General features: G+C 60.9%; 20 protein-coding genes and 1 pseudogene. 10 read left to right on the top strand and 11 right to left on the bottom strand.

Annotation, left to right across the window (positions count from 1 at the left end; genetic code table 11):
• Window positions 1–15: 15 nt before the first annotated feature.
• Window positions 16–297, bottom strand: coding sequence for a DUF1214 domain-containing protein (locus B0G71_RS34195; protein ID WP_116147489.1), 282 nt, complete (start codon window positions 295–297; stop codon window positions 16–18).
• 52 nt (window positions 298–349) lie between these two features.
• Complete coding sequence (locus B0G71_RS34190) at window positions 350–1,138, bottom strand: enoyl-CoA hydratase/isomerase family protein (protein WP_116147487.1); 789 nt, start codon at window positions 1,136–1,138, stop codon at window positions 350–352.
• A gap of 217 nt (window positions 1,139–1,355) precedes the next feature.
• On the opposite strand from B0G71_RS34190, the gene B0G71_RS34185 reads away from it, so the two are divergent.
• The 5 genes from B0G71_RS34185 (at window position 1,356) to B0G71_RS34165 (ending at window position 7,672) form a co-directional block, all read left to right on the top strand.
• Window positions 1,356–2,477, top strand: coding sequence for a CaiB/BaiF CoA-transferase family protein (locus tag B0G71_RS34185; RefSeq protein ID WP_116147485.1), 1,122 nt, complete (start codon window positions 1,356–1,358; stop codon window positions 2,475–2,477).
• A gap of 92 nt (window positions 2,478–2,569) precedes the next feature.
• A complete protein-coding gene (locus B0G71_RS34180; protein WP_116147483.1) occupies window positions 2,570–3,808 on the top strand; it encodes a thiolase family protein in 1,239 nt (412 codons plus the stop codon).
• A gap of 136 nt (window positions 3,809–3,944) precedes the next feature.
• On the top strand, window positions 3,945–5,498 hold the full coding sequence (locus B0G71_RS34175; protein ID WP_116147481.1) for a class I adenylate-forming enzyme family protein: 1,554 nt from the start codon (window positions 3,945–3,947) through the stop codon (window positions 5,496–5,498).
• 55 nt (window positions 5,499–5,553) lie between these two features.
• Complete coding sequence (locus tag B0G71_RS34170) at window positions 5,554–6,300, top strand: SDR family NAD(P)-dependent oxidoreductase (RefSeq protein WP_116147479.1); 747 nt, start codon at window positions 5,554–5,556, stop codon at window positions 6,298–6,300.
• A 250-nt stretch (window positions 6,301–6,550) separates the two neighbouring features.
• Window positions 6,551–7,672 carry a porin gene (locus tag B0G71_RS34165; RefSeq protein ID WP_116147477.1) on the top strand — a complete coding sequence of 374 codons (1,122 nt, stop codon included), beginning with the start codon at window positions 6,551–6,553 and terminating at the stop codon, window positions 7,670–7,672.
• 225 nt (window positions 7,673–7,897) lie between these two features.
• Here the strand turns inward: B0G71_RS34165 and B0G71_RS34160 are convergent, their stop codons facing one another.
• Window positions 7,898–8,497 carry a TetR/AcrR family transcriptional regulator gene (locus B0G71_RS34160; RefSeq protein WP_241974861.1) on the bottom strand — a complete coding sequence of 200 codons (600 nt, stop codon included), beginning with the start codon at window positions 8,495–8,497 and terminating at the stop codon, window positions 7,898–7,900.
• Between the two features lie 195 nt (window positions 8,498–8,692).
• Here B0G71_RS34160 and B0G71_RS34155 point away from each other — a divergent pair.
• The 3 genes and pseudogenes from B0G71_RS34155 to B0G71_RS34145 all read left to right on the top strand — a co-directional run.
• A pseudogene (locus B0G71_RS34155) lies at window positions 8,693–8,785 on the top strand (IS5/IS1182 family transposase); the annotation flags it as partial.
• Between the two features lie 177 nt (window positions 8,786–8,962).
• On the top strand, window positions 8,963–9,142 hold the full coding sequence (locus tag B0G71_RS34150; protein ID WP_199730181.1) for a hypothetical protein: 180 nt from the start codon (window positions 8,963–8,965) through the stop codon (window positions 9,140–9,142).
• Window positions 9,143–9,337: 195 nt separating this feature from the next.
• Window positions 9,338–10,306 (top strand): SDR family NAD(P)-dependent oxidoreductase, encoded by a 969-nt coding sequence (locus B0G71_RS34145; protein WP_116147474.1) that lies wholly within the window; start codon window positions 9,338–9,340, stop codon window positions 10,304–10,306.
• 351 nt (window positions 10,307–10,657) lie between these two features.
• Here the strand turns inward: B0G71_RS34145 and B0G71_RS34140 are convergent, their stop codons facing one another.
• The gene (locus tag B0G71_RS34140; protein ID WP_116147472.1) at window positions 10,658–11,548 is read right to left on the bottom strand and encodes a LysR family transcriptional regulator; all 891 of its coding nucleotides are present in this window, start codon (window positions 11,546–11,548) and stop codon (window positions 10,658–10,660) included.
• A gap of 122 nt (window positions 11,549–11,670) precedes the next feature.
• On the opposite strand from B0G71_RS34140, the gene B0G71_RS34135 reads away from it, so the two are divergent.
• On the top strand, window positions 11,671–12,411 hold the full coding sequence (locus tag B0G71_RS34135; RefSeq protein ID WP_116149126.1) for an SDR family NAD(P)-dependent oxidoreductase: 741 nt from the start codon (window positions 11,671–11,673) through the stop codon (window positions 12,409–12,411).
• Between the two features lie 47 nt (window positions 12,412–12,458).
• Window positions 12,459–13,052, top strand: a complete 594-nt coding sequence (locus B0G71_RS34130) for an NADPH-dependent F420 reductase (RefSeq protein ID WP_116147470.1) — start codon at window positions 12,459–12,461, stop codon at window positions 13,050–13,052.
• Between the two features lie 57 nt (window positions 13,053–13,109).
• Here the strand turns inward: B0G71_RS34130 and B0G71_RS34125 are convergent, their stop codons facing one another.
• The 7 genes from B0G71_RS34125 to B0G71_RS34095 form a co-directional block, all read right to left on the bottom strand.
• On the bottom strand, window positions 13,110–14,639 hold the full coding sequence (locus tag B0G71_RS34125; protein WP_116147468.1) for a UxaA family hydrolase: 1,530 nt from the start codon (window positions 14,637–14,639) through the stop codon (window positions 13,110–13,112).
• A gap of 18 nt (window positions 14,640–14,657) precedes the next feature.
• A complete protein-coding gene (locus B0G71_RS34120; RefSeq protein WP_116147466.1) occupies window positions 14,658–15,791 on the bottom strand; it encodes a mannitol dehydrogenase family protein in 1,134 nt (377 codons plus the stop codon).
• Window positions 15,792–15,816: 25 nt separating this feature from the next.
• On the bottom strand, window positions 15,817–16,827 hold the full coding sequence (locus B0G71_RS34115; RefSeq protein WP_106283077.1) for a zinc-binding alcohol dehydrogenase family protein: 1,011 nt from the start codon (window positions 16,825–16,827) through the stop codon (window positions 15,817–15,819).
• Between the two features lie 114 nt (window positions 16,828–16,941).
• Window positions 16,942–17,271, bottom strand: a complete 330-nt coding sequence (locus B0G71_RS34110; protein ID WP_116147464.1) for an L-rhamnose mutarotase — start codon at window positions 17,269–17,271, stop codon at window positions 16,942–16,944.
• 10 nt (window positions 17,272–17,281) lie between these two features.
• Window positions 17,282–18,130 carry an amidohydrolase gene (locus tag B0G71_RS34105; RefSeq protein ID WP_181916867.1) on the bottom strand — a complete coding sequence of 283 codons (849 nt, stop codon included), beginning with the start codon at window positions 18,128–18,130 and terminating at the stop codon, window positions 17,282–17,284.
• Window positions 18,127–19,143 (bottom strand): aldo/keto reductase, encoded by a 1,017-nt coding sequence (locus B0G71_RS34100; protein ID WP_116147462.1) that lies wholly within the window; start codon window positions 19,141–19,143, stop codon window positions 18,127–18,129. The genes B0G71_RS34105 and B0G71_RS34100 overlap by 4 nt, the downstream gene beginning before the upstream one ends.
• A gap of 114 nt (window positions 19,144–19,257) precedes the next feature.
• The gene (locus tag B0G71_RS34095) at window positions 19,258–20,202 is read right to left on the bottom strand and encodes an ABC transporter substrate-binding protein (protein ID WP_106283074.1); all 945 of its coding nucleotides are present in this window, start codon (window positions 20,200–20,202) and stop codon (window positions 19,258–19,260) included.
• Window positions 20,203–20,220 lie beyond the last annotated feature (18 nt).

The raw sequence follows: 20,220 nt of genomic DNA, 5'->3' as shown, positions 1-20,220 counted from the left end.
CCTCCGAAAGTCGACTCAACGCTGCCCGACTAGCGGGGGCGGGAAATACTGTTCCGCCGCCGCGCCAGCCACCGGGCCATATAGCCGGAACGTCAGGTTGTAGTTCGTACCAGGCTGCGTGGGCAACCAGTTCGATTCAGGGACACTGTCAGGACGCACAGGACCGAACGCGAGCGTGACAGAGCCGTCCGCGTTGGGCTGCACACGCGACTGGCGGTTTAGCGCATAACGTCCCAGCGGATTCGGCACCACCTTGTAGTGAGTCGAATCGACTTCCGTGACCGATCTGGTCTCCATCAAGTAAGTACAGGTGGCCGCTCACGCGCGCGCAAGCGGCCACCGGGGCGAATCAGCGGCCGGTGAACTGAGGCGCACGTTTTTCCTGGAACGCGGCAAGTCCCTCGCGGATGTCGTCGCTGTGTTCGTGGAGCGCGGTCATCAGCAGTTCCTGGCGCAGCGCCACCTCGGCGGGCTGCTCGATACCGTCATTCACAAGCGCCTTCATCCGGCTCAAGCCGAGCGGACTCTTCGCGGCTATCGTCTTCACAAGCGCGTCAACCGCCTCGCCAAGCTGCGCGTCCTCGACGACCTGATTGACAAGTCCCGCCGACTCCATCGACCCGGCTGAGACGAATTCGCCCGTGTACATCAGATATTTCGCGCGCGTCACGCCGATCTTGCGCGGCAGGCGAACCGAGCCGCCGCCGCCGGGCAGCAGACCGTAATTCGCATGCGCGTCGCCAAAGCGGGCCGACCTCGCCGCGATCACAAGGTCGCAGCACAGCACCAGTTCAAGGCCGCCCGCGAGCGCCATGCCGTTCACGGCGGCAATCACCGGCCGGGGGAAACGTTCGAGACGGTTCAGCAGCGCGAGCAGCGCGTCGAGGAAGCGGCTTGCGCCCGGCTGGTCGCCATCGCGCTCGCCACGTACAAATTTCAGATCAGCGCCGGCGCAAAACGCGCGGCCCGCGCCGGTCAACACGACCACACGCGCGTCGTCCCGTTTCGCGGCTTCGTCGAGCGCCTGTTCGATTCCCCGAACCACGTCGGGCGTAATCGCATTCATCGCTGCGGGGCGATTCAGTGTGATCCACATCGCTCCGTGCCGTACCTCGGCGATAACGGGCAATTCCTGCATGGTGTCTTCCTCCTGAAAGAGTCTCGGTTCGCTTGCCCGGCGCTGGATGTCCGGGCTTGATTTTAATATTGCGTATCAATACTAACTCATCGGTAGAAACTATGCCAATATAGCGCCTCAACAGCGCGACACGCGCGACGACAGCGCGGCGCATGCACAGTCTTCACGCGACCCGCTGGATCGCAGTACCAAACATCTTGCATGACAGGAGACACCTATGAGTTTGCCTTTGGAGGGTGTACGCATCCTCAGCCTTGCTGAACAGTATCCCGGCCCGTTCGCCACGCTCGTGATGGCCGATCTGGGCGCCGACGTGATCGTGGTCGAGCGGCCGCCGGCTGGCGACCCGGCCCGACAGTTGCCCGACTTTCACGCCGCACTCAACCGCGGCAAACGCTCGGTCGGCGTCGATCTGAAAACCGACGCGGGACGCGCAGCACTGCGCGAACTGATCGCTTCCGCGGACGTGTTGATGGAAGGTTTCCGTCCCGGCACGATGGCCCGCCTCGGCTTCGGCTACGACGATGTCGCGAAGCTCAATCCGCGCATCGTCTATCTGTCGATCTCGGGTTTCGGCCAGAACGGACCGTATCGCGACCGCCCCGCGCACGATCTGTCTTATCAGGCAATCGCAGGCCTGTTGCACCGCCAGGCTGCCAGCGGCCAGATAGAAGCGCCGCCTGAACTTGCAATCGGCGACCTCTCCGCGGCGATGTTCGCCGTCACGGGCTGTCTTGCCGCCCTGCTCGAGCGTACCCGCACCGGCCTCGGCCAGTACGTCGACGTGTCGATGACCGACGGCCTCGTATCGTGGATGAGCGTGTTTCTTTCGCCGGCGATGAACGGCGGACGCCTCGGCATGGCTGAAATCAATGCCCAGCCTGCTTACGGCGTGTTCCGCTGCGAGGACGAGCTTTTGCTGACGCTGTCGATCGCGCACGAAGACTGGTTCTGGGCTCCGCTATGCGAGCTTCTCGGCCTCACCGATATCGCGCACGTGACAAACGCGGAGCGCGCACCGCGCGAAGCTGAACTTCGCGCCCGCATTGCCGAAGCGCTGCGCCGCAAGCCGCGCGCTCAATGGGCGCCGCTGCTCGATCTGGCAGGCGTGCCCTGGGGGCCGGTGAACAGTCTCGACGAAGTCGTGAATGACCCGCACTTTCGCGCCCGCGGCATGTTCCGCGAGGTCGACGAACGCGGCGGCCGTCGCGCCTGGCACGTAGCGCAGCCACTCGTATTCGGCGGCGTACATCCCGGACCTACGCGCGCGGTGCCCGCCGTCGGCGAGCATGACGCCGAGTTGCTCACGCAAGCCGTCAACGCACGGGCAGCCGGGTAAACATGGACTTCTACCTTATCGACTATATTTTTACTCCCAAGTAGAATTTGATTCATTGGATGTGCCTATCCTCAAACAGCATGGGAATTGAAATGAAAGATATCTATGTGGTTGGCGTCGGCATGACGCCGTTCGGCAGGCTACTCGACCAGAGCATTAAATCGTTGGTACGCAACGCCACCCAAGCGGCGCTCAAGGACGCGGGCATCGAAAAGAGCGCTCTGGAAGCGGCGTTCTACGGCAATGCATCACAAGGTCATATGGACGGCCAGCACATGATTCGTGGCGAAATCGCGCTGCGCGACATGGGCATCGGCGGCATTCCGGTCGTGAATGTCGAGAATGCATGCGCGAGCGGCAGCAGTGCATTCGTGCTGGCGGTCAACCATCTGCGCTCGGGCGCCGGAGACGTTGCGCTGGCTGTGGGCGCCGAAAAAATGTTTTCGGAAGACCGTGAGCGCATGTTCTCCGTATTCGATAGCGCACTCGACGTTTCGCGAGCCAAAGAAATTCACGCGGAGTTGTTGCGCATTGGCGAAGGCGTCGAGATTCCGGCAGGATCGACGTCGCCGAAGCCCTATAGCGTGTTCATGGACGTCTACGCGGCGTTCTCCCGCGCGCACATGAAACGCTTCGGCACCACGCAGCGCCAGATCGCCGCCGTGTCGGCGAAGAACCACCGTCACTCGGTACACAACCCACTGTCGCAATACCGGGTCGCTTACACCGTGGAGGAAGTGCTGGCCGCGCCGCCCATTACGTACCCGTTCACGCTACCGATGTGCTCGCCGGTATCCGACGGCGCTGCTGCTGCCATCCTGTGCACCGCCGACGCGCTCAAGCGTCTGAACATCGATCCGAAGCGCGCGATCCGCGTGCTGGCTTCGGTGGTCCAGTGCGGCACGGACCGCTCGCCCGACGACATCGAGCAGCACGTCACCGTGCAGGCTTCGCGCCGCGCATACGAGCTGGCCGGCATCGGTCCGAAGGACGTGTCGGTGGCGGAGGTGCATGACGCGACCGCAATGGGTGAGATCGTACAGATCGAGAATCTCGGGTTCTGCGACTTCGGCGACGGCGGCCCGATCTCCGAGCGCGGCGAAACGTCAATCGGCGGCCGGATCCCGGTCAACCCGTCCGGCGGTCTGGAATCAAAAGGACACCCGGTGGGCGCGACGGGCCTCGGACAGGTGCATGAGCTCGTCACGCAACTGCGCGGCGAAGCCGGCCCGCGTCAGGTGGATAACGCGCGGTTCGCGGTCGCGGAAAACGGCGGCGGCCTGTATGGACTCGAGGAAGCGGTGGCCTGCATCACGATTCTGGCGCGCTAGGGCATCACGGGCGAGCGCACCGCAGCGGCCTCCTTCAGGAGGCTGAGCTGGCGGCGGGCAAGAAGCCGCTGCCGCCGCCTATCATGAATGAAAAGGTAGCCGCCGAGCACGGCTACGTCGACTCAAGGAGACTGATATGCGTCTTGCTGATTACTTCGATTCGGCTGTGTCCCGGCATCCGGACCGCGAGGCATTCGTCGATGGAACGACGCGCATCACGTTCGCCGAGGCACAGAAGTTCGTCCATGCCGCCGCGCACGCGCTCACGCTCGAGCCTTCGCTGAGGCCCGGCGCACATGCGGCGATCTACGCACCGAACGACTACCGGGTCAGCCTGCTGCAGTTGGCGATCAACCGCGCGGACATGGCCTGGGTTTCGGTCCACACACGCAATACGGTGGAAACCAATGCGGCCGTGCTTGCGTTCGCCGATTGCGAGCTGGTTTTCTTTCACAGCGCATACGCCCACATCGTGCCTGCGCTGAAAGCCGGCCTCGCGGCTGGTTGCAGGTTCATCTGTATTGACCAGCCGTCGGAACATGGCGAGTCGCTCGACAGCTGGATGCCGAATCATCGTGACCCGTTCGTCGCGCCGCCGGAAAACCCCAATCAACATGCGCTGCTGCAGCCGACCGGCGGAACGACGGGACCGTCGAAAGGCGCGCTGCATGACAATCGCTCGCTCGAAATGGGGCTGATCGCGGTTTTCTCCGAACTGAACATTAATCGGGACTCGCGCGTGCTGGCTGTGGCGCCGCTCACGCACGCCGCGTGCATGCTCACGCTGGCCGCGGCGATCCGCAATGGCTGCACCGTCGTGCTGCCCTCGTTCGACCCCAAGGTGGTCCTGCGCACGATCGCTGAAGAACGTATCACGCATTTGTTCCTGCCGCCCACGGTCGTCTACGCACTGTTGAGCGATCCCGCGATGGCGGGCGCCGATCTTTCGTCGCTACGCTGCCTCGCCGTCGGCGCAGCGCCTATTGCCCCGGAAAAAATGAAGGAGGCTGTCCGCCGCCTCGGGCCGGTGATCTACGAAGTCTATGGGCAGAGCGAGTGCGGCTTTCCCGTAGTCGTCAAACGGCCGTCCGACTATCTGCTGACTGATGGCACCTTCGATGAAGTCGCGCTGCAATCCGCGGGAAAGGCCGCGCAGTTTGCGTGTGTCGAAATCATGGACGACGCCGGCAACATCGTCGGCCCCGGAGAAAAGGGGGAAATCGTCGTGCGCTCCACGACTGTCATGCTCGGCTACTACAAGAATCCCGAGGAAACGGCACAAGTGTCACAGTTCGGCTGGCATCACACGTCCGACATCGGTATCAAGGATAAGCGCGGGTTCATCACCGTGGTCGATCGCAAGAAGGACATGATCGTCAGCGGGGGCTTCAACGTCTTTCCGGGCGAAATCGAGGCGGTCATCAACTCGCACCCCGCTGTTCTCGATTGCGCGGTAATCGGCGTGCCGGATGAGAAATGGGGCGAGGCGGTCAAGGCCATTGTCCAGTTGAAGAACGGCGAACATGTCGGCACGGAACAACTTACCGAGCTATGCAAACGCGAACTCGGCAGCGTGAAAACGCCGAAGACTTTCGAGTTCTGGGAAGACCTGCCACGCAGCGCGGTCGGCAAGGTGCTCAAACGTGAGATTCGCGGCAGGTACTGGGCAGGTCAGTGGCGCGCGGTGTGACGTCCGCGCTTGATCGCTTCATTCTTAGACATCAAACCAGGAACAGGGCAAGAACATGAATCTGCAGAACAAGGTTGCAGTCGTCACCGGCGCGGCATCTGGCCTCGGCCTCGCCACCTGCAAGGTGCTTGCGGCAGCGGGCGCCAAGGTGGTGGGCTTCGATCTCGACGGCGCGAAGCTCGGAGAAGCGCTCGGGCCCGATATCAAGGGCGTCGCGGTCGACGTGGCGAATGAAGAAAGCGTCAAGGAAGGTATCGCTACGGTCGTGCGCACGTACGGAACCGTGCACGTCGCGGTCAATTGCGCAGGCATTCTCGGGCCGTCCAAGACGATCTCCAAAGGACAGCTTTTCCCGTCCGATCTGTGGCACCGTGTGCTGTCGGTGAACCTCACCGGCACCTTCAACGTGCTGCGTCATGCGGCGCTCGCGATGACAGCGAATGAGCCCGAAGAAAACGGCGAACGCGGCGTAATCATCAACACCGCATCGGGCGCGGCGCGTCAAGGTCAGATGGGACAGGCGGCCTACAGCGCAAGCAAGGCCGGCGTGATCGGCATGACGATTCCGGTTGCGCGCGATCTTGCCGAGCACGGCATTCGCGTGCTGTCGATCGCACCGGGTCTGTTCGAGTCGGGTATGTCGGCAGGCATGCCGCCGAAGGTGTCCGAGACGATCGTCGGCAAGCTGCTGTTTCCCCAACGCATGGGCAAACCCGAAGAATTTGCGGGCCTCGTCCGGCATATTGTCGAAAACGCCTATCTGAACGCCACCACCTTCGATATCGAGTGCGGAACGCGTTAATCGTCACGGCGCGCGGCGCGCCGTGATCCAAATGTCCCTTTCCGCTTCCAATCGTAATCCGCGTTAATTCGATGGTGCAGCACCCGGCCTTCACCAGGCAACGAGCGTCCATTTTGATAAGGATTCCTTTTAATAAAATGAGATGTGGTGATTTTGAAATGAAGTGACCGGCTTCAACAATCAAGAGAAGCCCACCTGATTTTGCCTTACCCGCGTCTGTCGATGCGGCATAAACATAGAGGAGACATGCATGCGTTTTATTAGCAAGGGCATTTTCACCACCAGCTTGGCGCTCGCGGCGGGCAGCGCCGCCGCGCAGTCGAGTGTGACGTTGTACGGGGTGGCAGACACGTTCTTCCAGTACCTGAACAAGGGGGGAGCGAGTTCGGTTTCCCAGCGAAGCGGCGGCTCAACGGGTTCGATGGTCGGCTTCAGAGGCAAGGAGGATCTGGGCGGCGGGTTGAAGGCCGTGTTCGACCTGGAAAGCGGTTTCAACATCAACAACGGTGCATCCTTCGCCGATACCACCACCCTTTTCTATCGCCAGGCATGGATAGGGCTGCAGCAGGACAAGTACGGCACGCTTAGCTTCGGTCGTCAGTATCAGCCGAGCTTCTGGGCCGTTTATCCAACCGACCCGTTCCGTGGCAACGAAGTACTCTCGCCGCTTTCGGCGGCCGATCTCGCCGCGGCCTCCGACCGTCGTACGCTCGCGGTTCAGTATGCGCCGGGACGGATCAGCAATACGATTTTCTATCAGTCGCCCAACGTTGCAGGCGCGAAGCTTTATGCCATGTATGGTTTCGCAGCGACGGCTACGCAGCCAATCCCGACCACATCGGGGAATATGATCGATGTCGCGCTGACCTGGCAAGGCGCCGGCCTTTACGCAGCCGTGGCTTACCTGAACCAGCATTCCGGCGTGGAGACCATTGCGGGTCTGCCGCGCTCGCTTAACCTGCTCGGGACTGAGCATTTTAGCGGCGCACTGGCGTATCAGATCGGCATAGTGAAACTTCAGTTTAACTACTCGTATGCGCGCCCCAAAGATGCTGCGCCTGGGTCGATGGCGGCGCTCCTCGGCGCAGGACACGCTCTGAGCTACGGCGAGTTAGGTGCGACGATCCAGGCCACGGACGCCGACGAAGTCCAACTCGCAGTTGTCGAGCGCGACGTGCGCGGCGTGCACGACAATGCAGTCGGCTTCCAGGTGGGCGTCGACCACAATGTGTCGAAGCGGACCAGCTTTTACGCGCGGGCGGGCTACATCAAGAACAATGGCAGTTCGACGATGAGCTGGCCGGGTATTTCAGTGACGGAGCCTGATGCATCTCAAACGCTTGTCGCCATCGGCATGACCCATCGCTTCTGACATTCCCGCGGTTTTGTTCCGTGAAGGCCCGCCGATGTGGCGGGCCGCCGCCGTGTGTGTCGCGTCTGTATCGACCGCGCGCGGAGAGATCAAGTTGGAAACGAAGGCCTGCGAGGCCGCCCCGCTCTTGCCGAACCTGCACGACTATTCACAACGTTCGCGACGTGAACAACGCATGCGTCATTAGTCTCGCCTTCGTGCGTCGTGGCATCGTGTCGAAGGAAGTCAGGTGGCAGAAGATGATTTGCGTTTTCGGGCACTACGCGCGCCGGCAGGCCACATCGAGAGCGCCTGCTCGGCAACAGCCTCAAGCATGGCACGACTGAAGCCGGCCTTCGCCTGAACAGCCATGCCGTGGGCGACGGCGCACACATACGCCGCTAGCGCGGCACAGTTGGCAGTCTCCGGCAAGTCCCCTTCAAGCTGCGCCCGTTCGAGCCGCTCGCGCAGCGATGCTTCTCCGTCCGCCCGCGCCTCGATGACCGCGCGGCGGACGGCTTCCGAATCGTTCGAGACCGCGAGCGCACCGTGGACGCCCAGACACCCTTTGCGATCCGGATAACGCGTATTGAGTTCGGCCGTGCCCTTCAGAATGCATGTTGCCACTTCTCGCGAGGTCGGCCGCTCCAGCGCCGCCTTGAAAAAACCTAGGTAGTGCTCGTAATAGCGCTCAAGCGCTCGACGGAACAAGTCCTCCTTGTTGCCGAACGCGGAGTAAAGCGCAGGGCGTTGGACACCCGTGGCCTGCGTCAGATCGGCGTACGACGCGCCCTCGTAGCCCTTGCTCCAGAACACGCCAAGTGCCGCATCCAGCGCGTGATCCACATCGAACTCGCGGTGACGTCCCATAACTCACCTTGCCTCGCTCTTCTCATAACGGTCGGGATTGACCAGCGATCTTCCCGAAACCATACCGGACGTTATCGTAACATACGTTACGATTCACCACCATCCGCAGGGATAGGTCCAATCACCTACCGAGGAGTCCTCTCGTGCAGGGCATCGTCAGACGGCTTAACGGTGATCGCAAAGCGCCGGACCGAGCACGGCAGCCGTCCCGGCAAATTTCGCTGGGTGATTGAACGGACTCATTCGTGGCCCCACAACTTCCGTTGACGATCTCGCGACGGCGCGACGTCTCATCTTGACCAGACATCAATCGACGTTTCAACGACGGACCGCTTGACAGCCTCGCGCCCAATAACGTAACGTTCGTTATCGTAATGAATGTTATGCAATTCACCCGACGTTCGAGGGCGTTGGCATCGAGTTACCACATGAGGCCCTTTCGTGCAGAAATCATTGAATGGCAAAGTCACCCTCATTACGGGCGGGTCGCGCTGGCTCGGTGCCCATACGGCGGAAGCATTCGCCGAGCTAGGGGCAGACCTGGCGATCAGCTACGTCGCGTCGGCCGACAAAGCCGACACGGGCGAGGTAATCAGCGTGGCGGGCGGCCTGAGTATCTGACGGGTTCGGGCCGGCACGTGCGAGCCTGCGCCCACCTTTCTGACCCGCCCTGTCCAGCTTCTCAGTTGCTGGTCGGGGCACCCATTTGATCTTTCAACGTGCTGATCCTGTACAGCGGAACGCGCTCGTCGGTACGTCAGGATCAGGCAGAAGAAGATCAGAGTCCTTAGTAAACATGAAACCCAAGGAAAAGAAATGACCGAAAAATTTGGTGCAAAGTCGACCGCCGACGAGGTGCTCTCTGGTGTCGATCTCAGGGCAAAGCGGTTTCTCGTCACAGGTGCATCATCGGGCATCGGGCTCGAAACCGCCCGCTCACTGGTTGCGCATGGCGCCAGCGTGGTCGGTGCCGTCCGGGACCTCGCCAAAGCTGAACGGGCTGTTGCTTCCGTCCGTGACGCTGCGTCGCGGGCCGGCGGCAGCCTCGAACTGATCGAACTTGATCTTGCCTCGCTGCAGAGCGTTCGCGCCTGCGCTGACAAGCTGCTGGCTGACGGCAGGAAGTTCAATGCCATCATCGCCAACGCCGGTATCATGGCAACGCCGTTTGGGCGGACGGTCGATGGCTTCGAACTTCAGTTCGGGACCAATCATCTTGGTCATTTTGCTTTGGTCACCCGGATCGAGCGGCTGCTCGTCGATAACGGGCGTTTGGTCGTGTTGTCGTCGCAAGCGCACCGCGTCGCCGATGTCGACCTGAACGATCCGAACTTCGAGCAACAGACCTATGACCCGTTTGTCGCCTACGGCCGATCAAAGACAGCCAACGCTCTATTCGCAGTCGAATTTGACCGGCGACATCGCGATCGCGGCGTTCGGGCAACCTCGGTAATGCCAGGCAACAGTCTCACTGATCTCCCGCGCCATTTCTCTCAGGAAGACCTGAAGGGTCTATTCGAGACCGTCGGCAAGGCGCGCGCCGAAGCAGGTCTGCCCCCGCCCGAGCTAAAGGAAATTCCGCAGGCGGCGGCGACTTCGGTATGGGCCGCAGTCGTGGCGGACAAAGCCGAGGTCGGCGGACGTTACCTCGAAGACTGCGCGGTCGCCCCGATCAACGACACTGCCAACCCGTTTGCCGACGGCTCGCGAGCGTATCTGCTCGACGTTGAGAAGGCCAGCTTGCTTTGGGCGAAAAGCGAGCAGTTGATCAACGCCGCGTCCTGAGACAATCAAAGGACATGATATCGACCGGTTCCGCCATCTCTTGTTAGGTGCAGTCAGCGACGGTCTTTTGACTGTGCCGGCGGTTTCCGAGCTAAAGGGACGAGCGCCACGACGAGCGGTCGGGCTGGTACGGAAACGGCGTCGCGAGTGACAGGTTTGATCGCCGCGGCGCCGGCAATCTTATTGCCGGTCCGGAGAACCGCAGAACCTCGACCGATTGCTGCCCGAAGATGCCATTGGATGTGTGCACGGCGCACCTGGCAACCGTCCTTGCCTGACCGCACCCGCGCCGAGACGAATGTGAATGAGCCTCTCTGAGCGACGCCTCGAGCGCCGAATGATGCCGTTTTCCTACATGCGCTGTGGGAGTGCCAAAGCAAAAAAGTCCGTCGCGCGACGCACGCGTGCCGGTACAAAGCGTCGTTTCGGCCAGATGAGACTGACGTCTCTGACCTCACTTATGAATTCGTCGAGAACCGTGATCACGTCCGGATGTCGGAGTTCATCGGCAAGAGACACCTTGGCGAACAGGCCAATACCGACACCGGCCAGAACGCCAGTGCGGATCGTTTCGACACTGTTGGACGAAAGATTTCCGCGCACGGACACACTGAATCGACCTTCCGGGCCTACAAACGGCCAATTCGCCGACTCCGTCAGGCCGCCATATAAAAGGCAATTGTGATCGACGAGCTCGGCGGGAGTCTTGGGTATTCCGTGTTGCTCGAAGTACCTGCGGGAGCCGACGCATACAAGCGGGGTGCTAGCCACGCGCCTGACAACCGCATCGAGATCGTCGACGGCGCCCACCCGGATCGCCAGATCGATCCGATCTTCCACCATATCTCGTACGAACTCCGAAAGAACAAGATCGACCTGAAGGCCGGGATTGAGTGACAACAACTCCGGTATGAGTGGAAGGACGTGAAGGCGGCCGAAAGTAGCGGATACGGCGATCCGGATCAGACCGGACGCATTAAGCACGCTGCTGGTCAGTTCGCTGTCGGCTTCATCCATTTCATCAACAAGGGGTTTGGTCCGGTCGTAATATCTCTGGCCCTGGTCCGTCAGCGTCACGCTGCGCGTGCTTCGATTGAGTAGCATCACGCCGAGGCGTTTTTCCAGCGCGCCGATCGCCTTGCTGATCGCGGACTGCGACTCGCCGGTTCTACGCGCGGCGGCGGAAAAACCGCCAGCCTCGACAACGGCGATGAAAGCGTTCAATTCGTGAAACCTGTCCATGGCATTCCTCTCATCTGATCCATTCCGTCCAAGAATAGATCTTATGGGAAATTTGCGGATTATCATTCCCGGCGATGGTAATTACCATGGACCTGTCATTCACGAACAGGCAGAAGGTCTCAATGTCCACTCTCGCAGGCAAAATTGCAGTCATTAGCGGCGGCACCACCGGTATCGGTTTAGCGATCGCCCAGCGGTTTGTTGCCGAAGGCGCTCACGTCTTTATCTTCGGCCGTCGGCAGGCACAACTCGACGAGGCGGCCGAACTGATCGGGCGCAACGTCACCGCCATCCAGGCTGACGCCGCGAACCTTGATGACCTCAACCGGGTCGCAGCGGCAGTCAGGGACAAAAAGGGTGTCGTCGATATCATCGTGTCGAATGCGGGCTTTACGGAGCAAGCTTCGGTCGACACTCTCACGCCTGAGCACTTCGACAAGGCGTTCAACCTCATGGCCCGCGGTCCCGTCTTCCTGGTGCAGAAGCTGCTGCCGCTGATGTCAGGGGGCGGATCGATCATTCTGGTCTCGTCGGGCATGCACATCATGGGCATTCCTGGCCACACCGCCTACGCGGCGACCAAGGCCGCGTTGCGCTCCTATGCCCGCACCTGGGCTGCGGAGTTTAAGGACCGCGGCATTCGCGTCAATCTGCTCAGCCCTGGTGCAACGGACACTCCGATTCTCCACACTCAATCGATGGCACGCGAGGATCTGGTCAACATGTACCAGAGCATGATCCCGCTCGGTCGACTCGCTCGGGCTGACGAGCTTGCCAACGCGGCGCTCTTCCTCGCATCCGACCAGAGTTCGTACATGACGGGCGCGGATTTGATGGTCGATGGCGGCATCGCCCAGGTCTGACAGCTACGGTCGGCGGCGAGGCCTTTCGATATACACAGGAGATTTCAATGAGCTACGCAATCATCGGGCTTGGCAAGATCGGCACGGCCATCGCTCAGGCGTTTGCCCATACGGGCCTCGAAGTAATCGTGGCAGGCAGGCGATCGCTGGACGCACTCGCGGCGCAGATCGGCCCGTCTGTCGTCCCCCAGCGTGTCGATGACGCGGTCAAGGCCGACGTCGTCATCCTGGCCGTCCCCTTCGCCACGCATAGCGAAATCGGACGGACCGCCGAGAGCTGGCAGGGGAAGGTGGTCATCGACGCAACCAACGCATTCGGCGTTCCCCCGGAAGAACTGGGCGGGCTGCCGTCGACCGCCGCCCTTGCGAAGTCGTTCCCGGGGGCGAAGGTGGTGAAGGCCTTCAACCACCTGCCGGCAAGCGTCCTGGCCAAAGGCGCGAGGACGCCCCAGGGAGGCCGGCGGGTCGTGTTCGTCTCCAGCGACGATGACGCGGCCAGCGCCTCGGTGGCCGCACTTGTCGACAAGCTCGGCTTCGCCCCGATCGAGCTGGGGAAGATTGGCGAGGGCGGCCTGCTGGTCCAGGCACGGGGCAGCACGTGGGCTCAGCTTATTTTCCAGGACCTGGCCAAGTTCGACTGATCGAAGCGATCCTGGAACCGTAAAATGTCCTTCACGCCTCGGGGGACTCGCCTGCTTTCACATGACAGCGCCGAGTTGCCACGGAACAAACTCACTGTCTCCCATGCCGTGCTGTTCGCTGCAGGTTTTTCTTCCTGACGCCGTGTCCAGCATCAACTGGAATATCTGGGCTCCAGCCTGAGCAATACCAAGCGTTCCATCAAGGATCGTTCCACAGTTGAAATCCATATCCATGCTCATCTGCTCGAACATCCGGGTGTTCGTCGCGAGCTTCAGCGAGGGCGTCGGTTTGCACCCGTACACTGACCCACGGCCCGTGGTGAAACAGATCAGGTTCGCGCCGCCCGCGACCTGCCCCGTCGCCGATACCGGGTCATAGCCGGGGGTGTCCATGAAAACGAGTCCGTGCTGCGTGACGGCTTCGGCGTATTCATACACCTCCATCAAACCCGTACTCCCGCCCTTGGCGACCGCACCCAGTGATTTTTCCAGAATGGTCGTAATCCCTCCGGCCTTATTACCCGGCGAGGGATTGTTGTTCATGTCGCCGTGATGGGCGCGCGTATACGCTTCCCACCAGCGCAGCTTTTCCAATAGCCTGTCCGCCACCCGCGGCGAAGCCGCACGCGACGTCAGCAGGTGTTCCGCGCCATATATCTCCGGCGTTTCGGACAGTATGGCCGTTCCTCCATTGCGTACCAGAAGATCAACGGCGCAACCCAATGCCGGATTGGCGCTGATCCCCGAGTACCCATCCGAACCGCCGCACTGCAGCCCGACTTTCAGGTGCGTTGCCGACACGGTACTGCGGTTTGCGCGATCGGCGAGCGTCAGCATGTCGCCGACTATCTCTATGCCCTTTTTAATGGTTTCACGCGTTCCGCCTTCTTCCTGAATCGTCAGCGTGGCGATCAAACCGTCCGGTCTGGCGGCCAGCGTATCGACCAGCGGCGCGATCTGGTTCACTTCGCAACCGAGGCCGACCAGCAGCACGCCTGCGAAGTTGGGATTGTTCGCGTACCCGCGCAAGGTACGGCGCAGCAATTCGATCCCCTCGCCAGACCCGGCCATGCCACAGCCGCTGCCATGTGTGATAGCCACGACTCCGTCGACTGATGGAAACGCCTTGAGCGCATCGTCCTTAAACGCGTCGGCGATATGCCGGCATACGGTTGCCGAGCAATTTACGCTCGCGATCACGCCGATAAAGTTTCGTGTACCGACGTCTCCATTGGCTCGCACATATCCCTGAAACGTTGCCGGCCGCCCGTTCACTTCAGTCGCTTCGTAAGCGGTACCGCTGGCGAGTTCGTTCCCAACCTCGCTCATGCCGACGTTATGGGTATGAACATGCTCCCCCGCTTCAATATGATGCATGGCGACACCGATGACCCGCCCGTACTTCAGAATGGCAGCGCCCTTTTCAATGCGGCGCACAGCCACTTTATGGCCAGACGGAATCGACGCGCGGGTGCGCAGTGTGGACGCCCCGAGATTCACCTCGACCCCAGCCGGTACTGCATGGCGCGCGACCGCGACATTGTCCTGTTCGCGCAGAAGAATAAAAGAATCCGATTCCGTGTTCATGACTTTCCCGAAACAGTTCTAAACCGATGCGACGCGCTCGAGCATCGCGCGTATTCGCAGCGGTCCGGGCTCAACGCCGAGTGTGTCGGCAAGTTGCACAAGCGGCAGAAAACGCCGCTGCATTTTTTCTGCGTGATTCTGAGCGATGTCCGCGATCCGATGCTCAAGAAAGGGATTGAGCAGGCGATCACGTAACTCGACGAGATAGGCCAGAGCCTGCTCGTGCTGACCCAACGCTGCAAATGTCGGGAGTACATCTTCCGCCCAGACAGTTTCCAGATTCGCACGCAGGATCGGGTCGTTCATTGCCTGATAGACGGTCTCGTCAGCCGGCCTGCGGTCCTCCAGCCAGCGCTCGGCCAGATAGCTGTGACCGAGATTAAGCAGGAACAGCTTCAGACGCTCGAAGCGCTGCAGGTCGTCTGTCAAAACGATGTTCTCGTGTGTGCAAGGCAGAACCAGCCCCGGCTGCTGCTCAATCGCCCACAGCGCATACGGTTCGGCAACCGCGCCTACCGGTTCAATCGCCTGTGAAACGATGCGATCGACGAGCGAATTGGCCCATATGCAGTGCGTTCGCAGGTAGGTAATAAACAGTTCCGGCATCCGCCAGTTTGTCGCGAGCGTCACAACAAGTTCGCGCAGCGTATCGCCGTTATTGACCACGAGTTCGCATGGAAAAAGGGAGAGCGGCGCATCGGGGTTGCGTTCCCAACGGCCATGAAGCAACACCAGCAGCTTGGCCGGAAAGCTATGTGGCACGCACTCCGGGTGAGTCACGAGGGCCGCGGTGTCCCGGTCATCGAGCTGGAATCCCCGGTCTCCCGTATTGGAGACAATCACTTCGACATGTTCTGCTACGGCATCTCGCACTTGTGCCCAATGCGTCCCGGCGTGCCATGCTGCGCGCACCGCGTTGGCGCTCAACATCTCGTCCACCGGCACGCCGCGCCACATACCTCTAATCCGTACCGGATAAGGCCTGCCCTCTGCCATCGCCGCAATACGCTTCTGACTGGACTCGCTGCTGGTGGTCTGCACGACCGTAATGCCACCGAGCGCGGCGCCGCGCGTCAGCGCTTCCGAAACGAACAGGTCGACATGCGCCTGGAGAAAGCGGCTGGTGCCGAACTGGAGAATTGGCTGGCTCATGGCTTATATCCGATCTGCGCCTTCGTCAGCATTCGATGATGGCTTTCACCACGCCTGCGGACGGTTCGAGCAGTTTCGAAAATTCCGCGGGAACATCGGCAAGTTTCATCCGGTGTGTGTTGAGTGCCGCATCCGGCACCTGGCCGGCGCGCATAGCCCTGAGCACCGTTTCGAAATCTTCCGCAGTGGCATTGCGGCTTCCGATCAGGGTGGCTTCGCGCTTGTGGAACTCCGGATCGGAGAAAGTGATCTTGTCTCTCACCACGGAAATCAGCACGTATTTTCCGCCGTGCGCAATAAACTCGAAGCCACGCTCCATGGCAGCCGGATTGCCCGTCGCGTCGAAGACCACATCGAAGAATTCACCGTCGGTGAGTCTCGTCAGCTCATCCACGTCGGTATCGCCGATTTGCACGGTAGCCGCCACTTCGATTTTCCCGGCGCAGAAGTTCAGGCGATCGAGCCGTGTATCGAGCGCTGTCACCGTGGCGCCGCGCAGACGTGCAAAGATCATCGCGGCCATCCCGATCGGACCTGCCCCGACCACCAGCACGCGCTGTCCTGCCTGAACATCGGCGCGACGAACCGCGTGCGCGCCAATGGCGAGAAACTCGATCATTGCCGCCTGATCGAGCGTGATGCCTTCAGCCTTGTGAACGAACTGACGCGGCAAACTTAGGTACTCCGTCAATGCGCCATCCCGATGCACGCCCAATACCTGAATGTTCACGCAGCAATTCGTTTTTCCGTTCCTGCAGGCAATGCACTGGCCGCATGACAGATAGGGCATGACGTAGACCGGGTCGCCGGCGACCAGGCCGGAGTCCGCATCGGCTTCTTCGACCGTGCCCGACAGTTCGTGTCCCATCACGCGCGGGTAGGAGAGAAATGGCTGGTTGCCGGTAAAGATGTGCAGGTCAGTGCCGCATACGCCGACGCGCCGCACTCGTAGCAGCACTTCGCCGCGCTCGCGCGATGGCATTGAGCGCGTCCCGGCGCGTAGTACTCCGGGCGTTTCACAAATAACAGTGAGCATGAGGTTTCCCTTTTCAGATACAGAGCCCGCGACGCCATGATGCGGTTTCGATGCGGGCCCGGTTAATTTGATTCTCTATGGCGAGATCACCCGAGTGCAGTGTCGGGACCATGCCTATTCGACGTAAAAAACCTCTTCCATCCGTGCCCAGTGTTCCGACGGCGCACGACTCGGCAACGGTTTCTGGCACGGGCCGCACAGGCTCCACCAGCGTTGCGTTTCCGGGTCGTTCGCAATCTCCGCCATATCGCTTTCATAGTCGGACCCGACGTATTCCCAGTAGCCGAACAACAGGTTCTCGGGCTCCCGCAGGAATATCGAGTAGCGGGTGACATTCGAGCGTTTCAGGTGATTGAGCACCGTCGGCCAGACCTGCGCATGCAAGCGTTTGTATTCGTCGATATGCCGCGGATCGATACCGATCACCATTCCCATGCGTTGCATCACACTCTCCCTATTCTTCGAGCCGGTAGAAGCGATAAGCGTTGCCGCCGAATACGGCGCCTTTGTCCTCTTCATTCGCATATCGATCGCAGTAATCGTCACAGGCGGCAAGCCAGCCGGCGTAGTCACCGAAATGTGTCGCGAGCCGCTGGACAGGCCAGTCACTTCCCCACAGAAGACGACGCGGGCCGAACAGTCGGAATAGCGTCTCCACATAGGGCTCGAAAGCGGCAACGCCGATTTCTGGCGGCGCTTCCGTCCATAAGCCAGACAGCTTGCAATGCACATTTTCGAGTCTGGCCAGATCGGCCATGTCGGTTCGCCACGGCTCCAGTTGGCCGGTAGCGATCAGCGGCTTGGCTGCATGATCTATAACGATCCGCAGGCCGTGGTAACGCTTCGCGAACGCGACCAAACCGGGGAGTTGACGCGGAACAACCAGCGCATCAAATGCAAGGTCATTGGCGAGCATCGCGGTAATTGCCGGCCGCAATACCGGGTCGTCAATCCAGTTGTCGTCTGGAAGATCCTGCAGCATCGGCCGCAGCGCTTTCAACTTCGGGTGGCGGGCCAAAGCATCGATCTGTTGCGGCGCGTCCGGTGCTTTCAGGTCGACCCATCCCACCACTGCGCGAATGAAAGAATGACGCTCCGCCAGTTCGAGCAGGAACCTGGTGTCATCGCTGTCAGGCAAGGACTGGACCAGCACGGTTCCGCCGATGCCGCATCGTTCAAGCAGCGGTTCAAAATCGGCCGGCTCGAAGTCTCGATAGATCGCTCCAAGACTGGCAGGCGGCCAATGTCCTACACGCGCCGCCAGGCGCCAGAAATGGTGATGTGCGTCGATACGCAGGCTCACAGGCTCCCCCCGGGCACAGGTGCGGCGTCCGCAATCAGACCATCCGACTTCAGCTTCTGCCACAACCCGGCCGGCAGCGTCTGCTCGAACCACGCGACGTTCTGCCGAAGTTGTTCGACACTGCGCGCGCCCACCACGCACGACACAACCGCGGGATGCGCAAGCGGAAACTGCAGTGCCGCAGCGGGTAACGGGACCTCGAATTCGCGGCAAACCTCAGCCAGCCGGTGAACGCGCGACACGACAGCGGCGGGGGCGTCCCCGTAATTGAACTTGCCATTACCGGCCAGCACGCCGGAATTGAACACACCGCCGGCCACGATCGAATTCCCATGCCGTACGCAATCGTCGAGAAACGGTGACAGGCAATCTTGCTCGAGGAGCGTGTAACGGCCCGCGAGCAACGTCACATCGATCTGTATCTCCTGCATGGCTTCATGCACAACCTGCCATTCATTCACGCCAAGACCGAAGGCTTTGACCTGCCCTGCACTTCGCAGCGCGTCGAGTGCGCGAAAGCCCCCACCCGTGGTCAGCTGCCTCCAGAATTCGACGTTCGCGTCTCCATGTGTCATTCGACCGACGTCATGCACATACAGTAGATCGATCTGCGGAAAGCCGAGACGCTGCTGGCTGTCTTCGAACGACCTCATGACGCCATCGAAGCTGTAGTCGTAATGCGGCCGGAAAGAAAGCGGCTCGGCCCACCCGTCGTCGCCGCATTGAACAGTCGGGTCCGGACGTAGAAGCCTGCCCACTTTCGTACTCAGCACGAACTCGTTGCGTGGGCGCGCTGACAACGCGTCGCCCACGCGGCGCTCGGAAAGCGTGTACCCGTAGAACGGCGCGGTGTCGAAGTAGCGCAGACCAAGCGACCACGCTTCGTCCATCAGTGCGCGCGCCTGTTGCGGCGGCATGGTGCGATAGAGGCCGCCAAGTTGCGAACAACCCATGCCGAGTGCGCTCAGTTGCACGCCGCCACGCGACAGCTCACGCAGATCACCTGCTTTCATCAAAAATTCCGCCTTCAGGGATTCGTTTCTCGATGTTCAACGCTTTACCGCGCGTCCTGAACGGCGCAGTCCTCAAGCGCGGACAACGCCACCGGGCGTCGTCCGCGCCGCGCTTCAATACAAGACGTTCTTCGCAGCCGGCTGATCGATGTTGTTCTTGTCGACCATCACGACACCGGTATCCAGTTGCTTCGTAACCGGCTTGTGTTCGATGACTTCCACCGCCGTTTTGACGCCTTTGTAGCCCATTTGATAGGAACCCTGAACAGCGATGGCCTGGATGGTTCCGTCCTTGACGAAGCCCTGCAGGTCCTGGTTGCCGTCAAAGCCGATCGCGACGATCTTGCCGGCTTTCCCGGACTGCGCCAACGCGCGTCCCACTCCTACGGCAGTCGGTTCATTCGCACCGAAGATGCCCTTCAGATCCGGATTGGCCGACAGCACGTCGGTCGTCTGATTGAGCGCGGTCGCCATCTGCGACTGCGAATAGAACGGTCCGACAATCTGCAGCTTCGAGTGTTCCGCGAGATACTTCCGGAACCCGCCCACGCGGCCAATCTCGGAACCCGCGCCGGCAACGTACGACATCACAGCGACCTTCCCTGTCTGTCCGACACGGTCGATCATTGCTTTGGCGCACATCTCGCCGGCCTTGGCGTTATCGGTCGAGAGAAACGACTGGTAATACTGCTTGCCGGAATCGGACACGAGCGAGTCGATCAGGACAACCGGAATTTTTGCCTCCCAGGCCTTCTTCATTGCGGGGACCAGTGCATCCGGATCGGACGGCGCGAGCACGATCGCCGCAACATGCCGGTTCACCGCGTTCTCGACCATATTGACCTCGTCGGCCACCGCTGACTCGGTCGCCGGTCCCTGAAACGTCATCGTGTAGCCGTTCAGCCCCTTCATGCCCTCCGCTGCACCTTTCTGCACGTTCTGCCAGTAATTCGAGTTGGCCGTTTTGACGATAACGGCGATCTCTCCGCCCGCCGCATTCGCGTGCGCTGCCACTGCGGTCAAAAGCGCGGCGGCCCATGCCAGATATTTCTTTTTCATGTCTCACTCCTTGGGTTG

The sequence above is a fragment of the Paraburkholderia sp. BL27I4N3 genome (assembly GCF_003386115.1).
In the GTDB taxonomy this organism is placed as follows: domain Bacteria; phylum Pseudomonadota; class Gammaproteobacteria; order Burkholderiales; family Burkholderiaceae; genus Paraburkholderia.
This window is presented reverse-complemented; position numbering and strand designations above follow the sequence as displayed.

Coding starts and splice junctions, on each gene's coding strand:
- B0G71_RS34185 (WP_116147485.1), top strand. CDS start 1,356: ATGAGTTTGCCTTTGGAGGGTGTACGCATCCTCAGCCTTGCTGAACAG.
- B0G71_RS34190 (WP_116147487.1), bottom strand. CDS start 1,138: ATGCAGGAATTGCCCGTTATCGCCGAGGTACGGCACGGAGCGATGTGG.
- B0G71_RS34120 (WP_116147466.1), bottom strand. CDS start 15,791: ATGAGCCAGCCAATTCTCCAGTTCGGCACCAGCCGCTTTCTCCAGGCG.
- B0G71_RS34130 (WP_116147470.1), top strand. CDS start 12,459: ATGAGCTACGCAATCATCGGGCTTGGCAAGATCGGCACGGCCATCGCT.
- B0G71_RS34135 (WP_116149126.1), top strand. CDS start 11,671: ATGTCCACTCTCGCAGGCAAAATTGCAGTCATTAGCGGCGGCACCACC.
- B0G71_RS34195 (WP_116147489.1), bottom strand. CDS start 297: ATGGAGACCAGATCGGTCACGGAAGTCGATTCGACTCACTACAAGGTG.
- B0G71_RS34115 (WP_106283077.1), bottom strand. CDS start 16,827: ATGCTCACTGTTATTTGTGAAACGCCCGGAGTACTACGCGCCGGGACG.
- B0G71_RS34140 (WP_116147472.1), bottom strand. CDS start 11,548: ATGGACAGGTTTCACGAATTGAACGCTTTCATCGCCGTTGTCGAGGCT.
- B0G71_RS34125 (WP_116147468.1), bottom strand. CDS start 14,639: ATGAACACGGAATCGGATTCTTTTATTCTTCTGCGCGAACAGGACAAT.
- B0G71_RS34180 (WP_116147483.1), top strand. CDS start 2,570: ATGAAAGATATCTATGTGGTTGGCGTCGGCATGACGCCGTTCGGCAGG.
- B0G71_RS34100 (WP_116147462.1), bottom strand. CDS start 19,143: ATGAAAGCAGGTGATCTGCGTGAGCTGTCGCGTGGCGGCGTGCAACTG.
- B0G71_RS34165 (WP_116147477.1), top strand. CDS start 6,551: ATGCGTTTTATTAGCAAGGGCATTTTCACCACCAGCTTGGCGCTCGCG.
- B0G71_RS34145 (WP_116147474.1), top strand. CDS start 9,338: ATGACCGAAAAATTTGGTGCAAAGTCGACCGCCGACGAGGTGCTCTCT.
- B0G71_RS34170 (WP_116147479.1), top strand. CDS start 5,554: ATGAATCTGCAGAACAAGGTTGCAGTCGTCACCGGCGCGGCATCTGGC.
- B0G71_RS34095 (WP_106283074.1), bottom strand. CDS start 20,202: ATGAAAAAGAAATATCTGGCATGGGCCGCCGCGCTTTTGACCGCAGTG.
- B0G71_RS34110 (WP_116147464.1), bottom strand. CDS start 17,271: ATGCAACGCATGGGAATGGTGATCGGTATCGATCCGCGGCATATCGAC.
- B0G71_RS34175 (WP_116147481.1), top strand. CDS start 3,945: ATGCGTCTTGCTGATTACTTCGATTCGGCTGTGTCCCGGCATCCGGAC.